Below are 12,032 nucleotides of genomic sequence, written 5' to 3'. Positions count from 1 at the left end.
TTATCCCTTTCCCAGTTTCAGGGCCTTTTGGTAGATCGGGCGGCGCGGCAGTTCGTACATTTGCGACACCAGATCCGCCGCATCCCGTACCGAATGGGTTTGCAAGGCCTGGATCAGTGCTTCTTCTACGTCAGACTCGTTAACGGTTTGCGAATGACTTCGATCCACCAGTAGAACAACTTCACCTTTGACGGACTGGCCCTCATAGGCGTTCGAAAGCTCACCCAAGCTGCCGCGCCGAACCTCTTCGAACTTTTTCGTCAATTCGCGGCAAAGCGCGGCTTGGCGGTCCGATCCCAGAACGTCTGCCAGATCAGACAGACACGCCGCCACACGCTTTGGCGATTCGTAAAAAACAAGCGTGCCGGGAATATTACGCAGCGCTTCGATACGACTGCGACGTGCGCCAGACGCATTTGGCAAAAATCCCGCGAAAAAGAACGCATCCGTAGGCAATCCGGCCAGCGTGAGCGCGGTTAAAACCGCCGACGGGCCGGGCGCGCAGGTCACGGTATAGCCGGCTTCGGATGCCTGCCGCCCCAGATCATAGCCTGGGTCCGCGATCAGCGGCATTCCAGCCTCGGACGCATAGGCCACTGAAAGCCCCTGGTCTAACGCATCCATGATCTTGCCGCGTGCTCCTGCACCGCTGTGATCGTGATAGGCCTGAATGCGCCGCCCCTCCATTGGAACGCCATGAATCTCCATCAGTCTGCGCAGACTGCGCGTGTCTTCAGCTGCGATCATGTCGGCAGAGGCCAAGACGTCCAAAGCCCTGAGCGTAATGTCGCGCGCGGTTCCGATGGGTGTGGCAACAAAATACAGGCCCGCAGCCAATCTGGTCTTTTGGAAATTCAAAGCTGGACCCTCACCGCGTGACGTTTATTATCTCGGATCGACAGAACAGCGGCGTCGCGCGCTGCCGGATCAGGGAGTTTTCTTTTAGATGTTTACTGTTTGCAAGCCCGTAAGCAAGCTGGCGAAAGCCGCAGCGGCCCTGGCCATCGCAGCATTACTGTCAGCCTGTGAGCCCGGCGGCCTTGGCGGAGGTCCATCAATCGATACATCCGATCCCGTTCCGGTCGCCCTATTGGTGCCGCGCGGTTCAGGTCAGGCCGGAGACGCCGCATTGGCACAAAGCCTCGAAAATGCCGCTCGGCTTGCCATGTCTGATCTGCCGAACGTGAAAGTCGACCTTCGGGTCTATGACACGGCCGGAAATGCGGGCACCGCCTCGACAGTCGCGCAACAGGCTGTGGCAGACGGTGCAAAGATCATTATTGGCCCGGTTTACGCGCAGGCCGCAAATGCCGCTGGCTTGGCCGTGTTAAACAAAAACGTCAATGTCCTGTCTTTCTCGAACAATACCAGCATCGCCGGAGGCAATGTCTTTGTTCTTGGTCCAACCTTCCAGAACACAGCGAACCGGCTGGTGAACTATTCGGCCGCTCAAGGCAAAACCGGAACCGTGATCGTCTACAGCAACGACGCAGCCGGCCAGTTGGGGCAATCTGCAATTGCCTCTGCCTTAGGCAGCAGCCCGGTCAACAACGCGGGCAACGTATCCTATGACCGCTCGCAACAAGGGGTGATCAACGCGGTGCCGACCATCAAGGCCACCGTCGATTCTTCCGGTGCGGACTCGGTCTTCCTGACGGCGACAACAGCTGGGGCGTTGCCTTTGCTGACACAGCTTTTGCCCGAAACGGGCGTGTCCCCCGCCACAACGCAATTCATCGGCCTGACGCGTTGGGATATCCCAGCACAAACACTTGAACTGCCAGGGGTTCAGGGGGGCTGGTTTGCCCTGCCCGACCCATCCAAGGCGCAATCCTATCGTCAGCGCTATAACGCGACCTATGGCGAAGCACCGCATCCGATCAGCGGCCTGGCCTATGACGGGATCGCCGCCATTGGCGCGCTGGTTGCACAAGGCAAATCCAATGCGCTGACCGGAGCAGCCCTGACCCAGAACGCCGGATTCCAAGGCGTGGGCGGCATATTCCGCCTGCGTCCGAACGGCACCAACGAACGCGGTCTGGCCGTCGCCACGATCCAGAACAAACAGGTGGTTGTGATTGACCCTGCCCCACAAAGCTTCGCTGGTGCCGGTTTCTGACCGGCCCGGCCTGATCACAGCGCCTGATGCTGAACTGATCTGCCCCGCCAACGACATTTTCGACAGCGCCAATGTGACGAAACACTTGGCAGCTGCATTTGAGACCTGCGCGGACAATACCGCCATGCGGGCAGAAACGGTGCGAATCCTGCGGGAGGCACAAAAATCCGGGCGCAAAGCGATTGCGGATGCCTTCGCGAAGCGCCCATTTGAGGCGCGCCCCTTGACGCGTTCCTATACCTACCTAACCGATCAGTTGGTGGGCACAGCAATGCGCGTGTCCAGCGAACGGCTGCACCCGCTTGCCACGCCTACGCAAGGCGAGAGGATCGCCGTTCTGGCGGTTGGCGGTTATGGGCGGGGCGAAATGGCCCCCGCATCCGACGTGGATCTGCTGTTCCTGACGCCCTACAAGATCACCGCCTGGGCCGAGAGCGTGATCGAATCCATGCTCTATATCCTGTGGGACCTGCGGTTAAAGGTCGGGAACTCCTCTCGCACGATCAAAGACTGCCTGCGCCTCGGGGCTGAGGACTTCACCATCCGCACAGCTATGCTGGAGCAACGCTATCTGGCGGGTGACAAGGCGCTGGCGGATGAGTTGGACAAACGGCTTAAATCCGAGCTGTTCAAAGGAACCGAGCGCGAGTTTATCGAAGCCAAGCTGCAAGAACGCGACGCCCGGCACCTGAAGCAGGGCCAGCGCTATATGGTCGAGCCCAATGTGAAAGAGGGCAAAGGCGGATTGCGTGACCTGCAATCGCTGTATTGGATCGCTAAGTATATCTACGGTGTCCAGGACGTGGCCGAACTGGTGCCTTTGGGGTTGTTCACACCCGAAGAATTCCAAACATTTGTCGAGGCCGAAGATTTCCTGTGGGCCGTTCGATCACATCTGCATCTAGTGACCGGCCGCGCAACTGAACAGCTGACTTTTGACCTGCAAGTCGAAGTGGCCGAGCGCATGGGATACAAAGACCGTGCCGGGCGACGCGCGGTTGAAGTTTTCATGCAGCGGTATTTCCGCGAAGCGACCCGCGTAGGCGAACTGACGCGAATCTTCTTGACCAAGCTGGAAGCGGCGCATGTGAAAGGTGCCCCGCTGCTGGAACGGATTTTCCGCCGGCGTCCTCAGGTCAAAGACGGTTACAAGGTTGTGCATGGGCGGCTGGACATTGCCGACCCGGATGCGTTTCTGTCTGACAAGGTCAACTTACTGCGCCTGTTTGAAGAAGGGCTGCGGACCGGCATGTTGATCCATCCCGACGCCATGCGCCTTGTTACGGCCAATTTGCACTTGATCGATGAAGACATGCGCAACGATAAAGAAGCGCGGCGCATTTTCCTGGACCTGATGCTCAAACACGGCAACCCCGAACGCGCCCTAAGGCGCATGAACGAACTTGGCGTGCTATCGGCTTTCCTGCCCGAGTTCGAGCCCATCGTCGCGATGATGCAATTCAATATGTATCACAGCTACACGGTGGACGAGCATACCATCCAATGCATCACGAACCTGGCTCAGATTGAACGTGGCGAATTGGTTGAGGCTTTGCCATTGGCCTCATCAATTCTGGAAGGCGGCGTCAATCGCAAGGTTTTGTATGTGGCGCTGTTGCTGCATGATATTGCCAAAGGGCGGCCCGAAGATCATTCGATCCTTGGGGCGCAAATCGCGCGCAAAGTGGCCCCACGGCTTGGGTTGAACAAGACCGAATGTGAAACCGTCGAATGGCTTGTTCGGTATCACCTGCTGATGTCAGACATGGCACAAAAACGCGACGTCTCGGACCCACGCACGGTGCGCGACTTTGCCAAGGCGGTGCAGACCGTCAAGCGGCTGGACCTGCTGACCGTGCTGACGGTGTGTGATATTCGCGGCGTCGGGCCAACCACCTGGAACAACTGGAAAGCCACCCTGCTGCGTGCGCTGCATGCTGAAACCAAACGTGCATTGGACACCGGACTGGAGGTCCTGAACCGCGCCAATCGTGGAGCCGAGGCGAAAAAGGCGTTGCGGGCCGAACTGGCCAACTGGACCAAGACAGACCTCAAGACAGAAACTGGTCGTCACTATGCGCCTTATTGGCAGGGTCTGCCTCTGTCGGCTCATGTCGAATTTGCCGAGATGTTGCGCGCGCTTGAGATCAGCGGCGATCCGGGGGCAATGGAAATTCGCCTACACCCGGATGAAGATCGTGATGCGACCCGCGCCTGCTTTGCGATGGGTGATCACCCCGGCATTTTCGCACGGATCGCCGGTGCGCTGGCATTGGTCGGTGCCAATGTCGTGGACGCGCGCAGCTACACCACCAAGGACGGCTATGTCACCGATGCGTTCTGGATACAGGATGCCGAGGGTCACCCATTCGAAGCTTCGCGCCTGCCGCGCCTAACGCAGATGATCCAGAAGACGCTCAAAGGTGAGGTGGTCGCCGGTGAAGCACTGAAATCCCGCGACAAGATCAAGAAACGCGAACGCGCCTTCAACGTGCCGACCCATATCACCTTCGACAACGAGGGTTCCGAGATTTACACGATCATCGAGGTAGATACCCGTGATCGGACAGGGCTTTTGTATGATCTGACCCGTACGCTTGCTTCCTCGAACGTCTATATCGCCAACGCGGTGATCGCGACCTATGGCGAACAGGTTGTGGATACTTTCTATGTGAAAGATATGTTTGGCCTGAAGTACCACTCGGAAAGCAAGCAACGCGGGCTTGAGGCAAAGCTGCGCAAAGCCATCACCGAAGGCGCCGAGCGCGCGGTCTCATGAAGCAAATCCGGTTGTTTTCGGGCCTGTTTACGGTTGGGTTCTGGACCCTGGCCAGCCGTATCCTTGGGTTTTTGCGAGAGATTCTGCTGACCGCCTATATCGGCCCCGGACCGGTGATGGACGCGTTTGTCGCCGCGTTCCGCCTGCCCAACATGTTCCGCAGGTTCTTTGCCGAAGGGGCATTCAACGCGGCCTTTGTACCGATGTTTTCGAAACGGCTGGAGGGCGATGAAAACGCCGAAGGGTTCGCGCAGGATGCCTTTAATCTACTAGGTGCCGCCGTACTGGCACTGGTTGGTCTGGCCATGGTGTTCATGCCCGGCCTTGTTTGGCTAACGGCAGAAGGGTTTTATGGAGACCAAAGGTTCGATCTGGCCGTTGACTATGGCTATGTCGTCTTTCCTTACATCCTTTTTATGTCTCTGGCGGCATTGTTCTCGGGTGTCCTGAACGCAACCGGGCGCTTTGCAGCCGCCGCTGCAGCCCCCGTTTTGCTGAACATTTTTGCGTGTACGGCCCTGATTTTCGGCGCGCTATCCGGGGGTGAGGTCATTCGCTGGCTGATCGCAGTGATCCCTGTTGCTGGTGTCGCACAACTGGCACTGGTCTGGGTAGCAACGGAACGGGCCGGCATCCGCATTCGCCCCGGCGTACCCCGACTTAGCCCCGAGATGCGCAACATGGTTCGCATCGCCATACCGGCGGCTTTGGCGATGGGTGTCACACAAGTCAATCTGGTGGTTGGACAATTGGTTGCTTCAAAAACCGAAAAAGCCGTCAGTTGGCTTTTTGCGGCAGATCGGCTGTATCAACTCCCCTTGGGCGTTGTGGGGATTGCTATCGGTATCGTCCTGCTGCCTGATCTGTCCCGACGCCTGCGCGCGGATGACAAAGATGGCGCACGCAACGCCTTTTCTCGCGCGGGGGAGTTTATGCTGCTGCTCACGCTGCCCTCGATCATCGCTTTTTTGATCATCCCAATCCCACTGGTCTCGGTCCTGTTTGAACGGGGCCAATTCAGCGCCGAGGATACCGCCGCCACGGCGCTGGCCGTTGCCGTCTATGGCGTCGGGCTTCCCGCTTTCATGCTGCAGAAACTGCTGCAACCCTTGTTCTTTGCGCGCGAGGATACGCGGTCGCCCTTTCGCTATGCCGTCGTCGCCATGATCATCAACGCGGCTTTGGCCTTTGGGCTCTATCCGCTGGTCGGATGGATTGCGCCCGCTATTGCCGCCTCTGCCGCTGGATGGGCCATGGTCGCCTTACTGGCCATCGGCGCGCGCCGCATGGGCGATGAGGCGCGGTTCGATGATCGGTTCAAACAACGGGCATGGCGGATTGGGGCGGCTTCGGTTGGGATGGGTGTCGTGTTGTTTGCTGCCATCCAGTTGTTTGGTTGGGCCTTCGCGTTGGCAGGCTGGCGTTATCTTGCCCTATTGGGTCTGATCAGCGTCGCAGCCGTAACGTATTTTGTGCTTGGACACCTGTTGGGGGCTTTCAAGCTGGCCGAGTTCAAACGCGCCTTGCGACGGTCCTGATCAATCCCGCCGAATGCGGCCTCTGATCCGGGCCCAACCACCTGGTGCCAGAAAGAATGACAATCCGAACCCGGTGGCAAACCCGGCCAGATCGGCGATCCAATCCGGCGCACCGCCAAAGATCAATCGAAACAGAAACTGAATTCCCATCAGCACCGCAATCAATTGAAACGCCCTAGCCTGGTTCTCGCCCACCAAAGAAAGCTTACGCCACAAAAGCCATGTGAACGCTCCGATCAAGCCGTAGACTGATGGAAACCCGCCAACCAGATACGCGCCAGGAGCCAGGATCAACGCATAAACCACAGCTGCGCCGACACCAGACAGCACAAAGATGAGCAACATCGCAACGCTGCCAAACACTTCGGCAACCATCTTGCCCATCGCTAGAACGAAGACGCAAACAAAGACGGATTGCGTGAAGTTGAACGAGACAAACGGATAGGTGATCAGACGCATTAGATAGTCGGCGCGCCACTGCCCTGTCTGCAACATCCGGTCAAACTGGCTGACAAAGAACGAATAGCTGTCTATCGCCTGCGTGCGCCAGCCTATGGCCCCAGGCCCGCCGATCAGGCCGCGTTCGCCCAGAATAAAAGCCAGCTCGATCCCCATGATGAACAGAACCAGCGCCACCACCACGGGCGGTAGCGGGTTCACGGCGGGTGTATAATGCTCACTGCTCATCTGCCGGGCCTTTCGCGGCTGTTGACGTCCCTTACCCTCATGGGTAAGCGACGAGGGCTGATTTTTCCAGACGGGAGTTCCTTTCGATGACCCAGACCCAATTCACGCCGCGCGTGTTTTCCGGCATCCAGCCTTCGGGCGGGCTGACCTTGGGCAACTATCTGGGCGCGCTGAAGCGCTTTGTGGATATGCAGGGGCCAGAGTTCGAAACCATCTATTGCATGGTCGACCTGCACGCGATCACCACATGGCAGGACCCCGCAGTGCTATCGCACAATACCCGCGAGCTATGCGCCGGGTTCATCGCGGCTGGCATTGATCCGGAACAATCGATCCTGTTCAACCAAAGCCAGGTGCCGGAACACGCGCAGCTTGGTTGGGTCTTCAACTGCGTCGCCCGGATGGGGTGGATGCAGCGCATGACTCAGTGGAAAGACAAGGCGGGCAAGAATACGCAGAACGCCTCGCTGGGATTGTTTGCGTATCCGTCGCTGATGGCGGCTGACATTCTGATTTACCACGCGACTCACGTGCCCGTGGGGGATGATCAGAAACAGCATCTGGAGCTGACGCGCGATATCGCAATCAAGTTCAACAATGATTTCGGCGTGGACTTCTTTCCGATCACAGAGCCGGTGATCGAAGGGGCAGCCACGCGGGTCATGAGCTTGCGGGACGGGTCCAAGAAGATGTCCAAATCCGACCTGTCAGATATGAGCCGCATCAACATGACGGACGATGCTGACACCATTGCGAAGAAAATCCGCAAGGCCAAAACGGACCCGGACGCTCTGCCATCGGAAGCTGACGGTCTGGACGACCGGCCCGAGGCACGTAATCTGGTCAATATCTACGCGGCCCTTTCGGATCAAAGCGTGGAACAGGTGCTTTCAGATGTGGGCGGCAAGCAATTCGGAGACTTCAAACCGATGCTGGCCGATCTTGCGGTCGAAAAGCTCTCGCCCATCTCGTCCGAGATGGCTCGATTGATGAATGATCAGTCCGAGATCGACCGCATCCTAGCCCGTGGTGCCGAACGCGCGCGAGAGATCACCGTGCCGATCCTGAGACAGACCTACGAGATCGTGGGAATGGTCGGCGCGTCGACGCGCTGATTGCACTGGACCTTCGCCTGACGCCCTCCTAGGTTTGCCCAAAGATTGGGAGGGCGTCATGGCAACGGGCAAAAACATCCGCACCTATTTCGAAGGGCAGTGGCATGATGGGGACGCGCCTATCATGCACGCGGCAGATCACGGTGCATGGCTGGGATCCTCTGTCTTTGACGGGGCGCGCTATTTCAACGGCATGGCGCCAGACTTGCTGGCCCATTGCGCACGCGTCAACCGATCCGCCAAAGCGCTGATGCTGACCCCGACTGTAACTCCTGAGCGCATGGTAGAATTGGTGCGTGAGGGGCTGCAAACCTACGCCCCGGATAGCGCTGTTTACATCCGCCCTATGTATTGGGGCATTGATGGCGATCACACCGCAATCGTGCCGCAGGAAAACAGCACAGGATTTGCCATCTGTCTGGAAGAAATCCCGATGGCGCCCGAAACGGCCTCTGTCACGCTGACAACTACTCAGTTTCGGCGACCGGTTCTGGAGTCTGCCGTGGTGAACGCCAAGGCCGGGTGTCTGTATCCCAACAATGCCCGTATGTTGGCCGAGGCGAAGGCCAAAGGGTTCTCAAACGCGCTTGTCGCAGATGCAATGGGCAATGTTGCCGAGACTGCAACCGCCAATATCTTCATGGCTAAAGATGGAGAGGTATTCACCCCGATCCCGAACGGCACGTTTCTCGCCGGGATCACCCGCGCGCGTCATATCGCGAATTTACGCGCGGATGGTGTCACGATCCACGAAACCATCCTGAGCTTTGATGATTTCCACGCAGCGGAAGAGGTGTTCATGTCCGGGAACATGAACAAAGTGACGCCCGTGACTGCTCTGGACGATACGCAATATCAGATTGGCCCTATTGCCCGGCGCGCCCGCACGCTTTACTGGGATTGGGCTGCAAGCGAAGGCTAGTCAATCACCTGGGATTTGCCCGAGTTGCCAGTACGCATTTGGTCGGGCATGATCCCCGAAATGAATGAGGACCCCCATGCGCAAGTTTCTGGTCGTATTGGATGATAGCCGCGAATGCCTGAACGCGATGCGCTTTGCCGCCATGCGCGCCTCGCACACCGGTGGCGGTGTCACGATCCTGTCGGTGATCCCGCCGGATGAGTTTAACCATTGGATCGGCGTGGCCGAAGTGATGCGGGAAGAAGCACGCGAGCGTATCCATGCGCATTATGAGGTGTTCGCCAAATGGATGCGCGACAAACAGGGCGTCGATCCTGAACTTGCGATCCGCGAGGGCGATCCCGTGCCTCAGATCATCGAACATGTCCAATCAGACCCTGAGATCGGGGTGCTGGTTCTGGGCGCAGGAACCGACAAGAAAGGCCCCGGCCCCCTGATCACCCAGTTGACCAAAAGCTCGGGCAGCCTGCCAATTCCTATCACCATCGTACCCGGTGATCTAAGCAAGGAAAAACTTGAGGAAATCACCTGATATGGGGGCACGGGTCGAATTCTGGTTCGAATTCGCCTCGACCTATTCCTATCTCAGCGCTATGCGTATCGAACAGGCCGCCTCTGATCGCGGCGTAGTGGTCGACTGGCAGCCCTTTCTGCTGGGGCCAATCTTTGCGGAACAGGGGTGGACCACATCGCCGTTCAACCTCTACCCCGCCAAGGGCGTATATATGTGGCGCGATATGGAAAGGTTATGCTCCGCACGGGGCCTGCCATTTCAGAAACCGGACCCTTTTCCCCAAAATGGCCTGCGCGCGGCACGGCTGGTTTTGGCAATCGACGACCCCGCTGATAAGGCCCGATTTGTACGCACGGTCTACAATGCTGAGTTTGGAGATGGGCAAGAAATCTCGAACGAAGCGACGCTTTTGGCCTGCTTGGACAAGGCCGGGTTGTCACCAGATTTGCTGCAGCGAACCGGTGAACCGGACATCAAATCCGCCTTGTTCCAGCAGACTGAACGCGCCAAGGAAAAGGGTATCTTTGGGGCCCCGAGTTTTTGCGTCGACGACGAACTGTTCTGGGGTGACGACAGATTGGACGAGGCGTTGGACTACGCAACTCGAATTTAGAACCGTTCCAAATCTTGACTTCCACGAGCACCACGCGCATATCAGAGGCATCTCAGATGGAGCTGCCCCATGTTCATTCAGACCGAATCCACCCCTAACCCGGCTACGTTGAAGTTTTTGCCCGGCCAGACGGTGCTGGAAGCGGGAACAGCGGATTTCCCAACCGTCGAAGCGGGTGAGAAATCCCCTTTGGCCAAGCGTATCTTTGGTGTCAACGGTGTGACCGGCGTGTTTTTTGGCAATGACTTCGTCACGGTCACCAAATCTGACTCTGTCGAATGGGATCACATCAAACCCGCCATCCTTGGCGCGGTGATGGAACATTTTCAGTCCGGCCAACCGGTCATGGGTGCTGACGCGACAGCGGCCTCGGGCCATGCGGAACATACCGGTGAAGACTCGGAAATCGTGGATCAGATCAAGGACCTGCTGGACAGCCGCGTCCGGCCCGCGGTTGCACAGGATGGGGGTGACATCACGTTCCACGGTTTTGACCGGGGCGTGGTTTATCTGCATATGCAAGGGGCCTGTGCGGGCTGCCCGTCTTCGACCCTGACCCTGAAAATGGGCATCGAAAACCTGCTGCGCCACTATATTCCCGAAGTGACCGAGGTTCGCCCGGTTGCCGTCTGACCCAACAATATTGGCATTTGACACATCGGCCGCGCATTGCGCGGCCGCTTTGCTGCGGGATGGGCAAATCATTGTGTCAACCGCCGAGGCCATGTCGCGCGGACAAGCCGAACGGCTGATGCCGTTACTGGAAGACGTTTTAGGGCAAGCTGGCTGTATCTGGGCCGATCTTGACGCAATTGGCGTCGGTGTCGGACCGGGGAACTTCACTGGCATTCGAATCTCGGTCTCGGCAGCGCGGGGTCTGGCATTGGGGCTAGGTGTTCCGGCCGTCGGGGTTTCAGGCTTCGATGCCTTGGCCGAAATCGCACCGAACGGTCAGATCCCGGCCATTCAGGCACCGCGCGAACAGGTCTATCTGCAGCAATGCGACGGCCCCGCGCGCCTGATGCCCAAAATCGAGGCAGACACGCTCGGACAGCTGTTCTTTTGCTCCGATCCGGCAGCACAGGCACAGGCAATTGCCACAGTTGCTGCGCGTCGCTGGAAAGACGTCTCAGACCCACCTGCCCCGCTGTATGTCCGGGCTGCTGATGCCGCGCCATCCGGCGACCAACCTCCGGTGCTACTGGACGAATGACCCCACACGAGATGGCCCAAACACATGCGGCTGCATTCACACAATCCCGCCCGTGGACAGCGGCAGAGTTTGCCGACCTGCTGGCAAACCCGTTTACGCACTGCGTTGGATCAAGTGATTCTTTCGCCCTGTTTCAGGTCATCGCGGATGAAGCGGAACTGCTGACCATTGCGACTCACCCCGCGTATCAGCGGCGGGGTCTTGGCCAGCAATGCATGGCGGACTGGCATTCTAAGGCCAAAACGCTTGGGGCAAAACGCGCCTTTTTGGACGTGGCCGCCGACAACCTGCCCGCAATTGCGCTGTATGAACGGTGCGGATACCGGCCTTGTGGGCAGCGAAAGGGCTACTATGCCCGAAAATCCGGCGAAACCTGCGACGCAATGGTCATGGAATACCTGTTCCACCTTAACTAAGGCACAATTTTTGGACCAACTGGTCAAAAACCTCTTGACCCTGCCGGTTGCAAACACCCTTAATTCCCGTCATCACAACGGTTATGCTCGCTCTGAGTGGGTAAACGGGGCTATCT

Annotated in this window: 12 protein-coding genes; 10 read left to right on the top strand and 2 right to left on the bottom strand. The window is 58.1% G+C overall.

What is annotated here, in order from left to right:
• On the bottom strand, positions 1–858 hold the full coding sequence (gene rsmI / locus ACR0KG_RS17020; protein WP_480827929.1) for a 16S rRNA (cytidine(1402)-2'-O)-methyltransferase: 858 nt from the start codon (positions 856–858) through the stop codon (positions 1–3).
• A gap of 88 nt (positions 859–946) precedes the next feature.
• Here rsmI and ACR0KG_RS17015 point away from each other — a divergent pair, with 88 nt between their 5' ends.
• Genes ACR0KG_RS17015 through murJ form a run of 3 tightly spaced genes read left to right on the top strand, consistent with a single transcriptional unit; the run spans position 947 to position 6,436 of the window.
• Positions 947–2,119, top strand: coding sequence for a penicillin-binding protein activator (locus ACR0KG_RS17015; RefSeq protein ID WP_480548595.1), 1,173 nt, complete (start codon positions 947–949; stop codon positions 2,117–2,119).
• A complete protein-coding gene (locus ACR0KG_RS17010) occupies positions 2,079–4,898 on the top strand; it encodes a [protein-PII] uridylyltransferase (protein WP_480548593.1) in 2,820 nt (939 codons plus the stop codon). The genes ACR0KG_RS17015 and ACR0KG_RS17010 overlap by 41 nt, the downstream gene beginning before the upstream one ends.
• Positions 4,895–6,436, top strand: a complete 1,542-nt coding sequence (gene murJ / locus ACR0KG_RS17005) for a murein biosynthesis integral membrane protein MurJ (RefSeq protein ID WP_480827928.1) — start codon at positions 4,895–4,897, stop codon at positions 6,434–6,436. The genes ACR0KG_RS17010 and murJ overlap by 4 nt, the downstream gene beginning before the upstream one ends.
• On the opposite strand, the gene ACR0KG_RS17000 is transcribed toward murJ, so the two are convergent.
• Positions 6,437–7,123, bottom strand: a complete 687-nt coding sequence (locus ACR0KG_RS17000; RefSeq protein ID WP_480548589.1) for a rhomboid family intramembrane serine protease — start codon at positions 7,121–7,123, stop codon at positions 6,437–6,439.
• A gap of 86 nt (positions 7,124–7,209) precedes the next feature.
• Here ACR0KG_RS17000 and trpS point away from each other — a divergent pair, with 86 nt between their 5' ends.
• The 7 genes from trpS (at position 7,210) to ACR0KG_RS16965 (ending at position 11,916) form a co-directional block, all read left to right on the top strand.
• On the top strand, positions 7,210–8,238 hold the full coding sequence (trpS, locus tag ACR0KG_RS16995) for a tryptophan--tRNA ligase (protein WP_480548587.1): 1,029 nt from the start codon (positions 7,210–7,212) through the stop codon (positions 8,236–8,238).
• Positions 8,239–8,296: 58 nt separating this feature from the next.
• Positions 8,297–9,160: a branched-chain amino acid aminotransferase gene (locus ACR0KG_RS16990; protein ID WP_480548585.1), complete on the top strand. Its 864-nt coding sequence runs from the start codon at positions 8,297–8,299 to the stop codon at positions 9,158–9,160.
• Between the two features lie 76 nt (positions 9,161–9,236).
• The gene (locus ACR0KG_RS16985) at positions 9,237–9,692 is read left to right on the top strand and encodes a universal stress protein (RefSeq protein ID WP_170535882.1); all 456 of its coding nucleotides are present in this window, start codon (positions 9,237–9,239) and stop codon (positions 9,690–9,692) included.
• 1 nt (position 9,693) lies between these two features.
• Positions 9,694–10,287, top strand: a complete 594-nt coding sequence (locus ACR0KG_RS16980) for a DsbA family protein (protein WP_480548583.1) — start codon at positions 9,694–9,696, stop codon at positions 10,285–10,287.
• Positions 10,288–10,356: 69 nt separating this feature from the next.
• Positions 10,357–10,920, top strand: coding sequence for a NifU family protein (locus ACR0KG_RS16975; protein WP_480548581.1), 564 nt, complete (start codon positions 10,357–10,359; stop codon positions 10,918–10,920).
• On the top strand, positions 10,910–11,500 hold the full coding sequence (gene tsaB / locus ACR0KG_RS16970; RefSeq protein ID WP_480548579.1) for a tRNA (adenosine(37)-N6)-threonylcarbamoyltransferase complex dimerization subunit type 1 TsaB: 591 nt from the start codon (positions 10,910–10,912) through the stop codon (positions 11,498–11,500). Before ACR0KG_RS16975 ends, tsaB begins: the two co-directional genes overlap by 11 nt.
• Entirely contained in the window at positions 11,497–11,916 is a 420-nt protein-coding gene (locus ACR0KG_RS16965) for a GNAT family N-acetyltransferase (RefSeq protein ID WP_480548577.1), read from the top strand. The genes tsaB and ACR0KG_RS16965 overlap by 4 nt, the downstream gene beginning before the upstream one ends.
• Positions 11,917–12,032: the final 116 nt, after the last annotated feature.

The sequence above is a fragment of the Ruegeria sp. H4 genome (assembly GCF_056533065.1).
The sequence above is the reverse complement of the archived record's forward strand: the minus strand, read 5'-3'. Positions and strand labels throughout refer to the sequence as shown.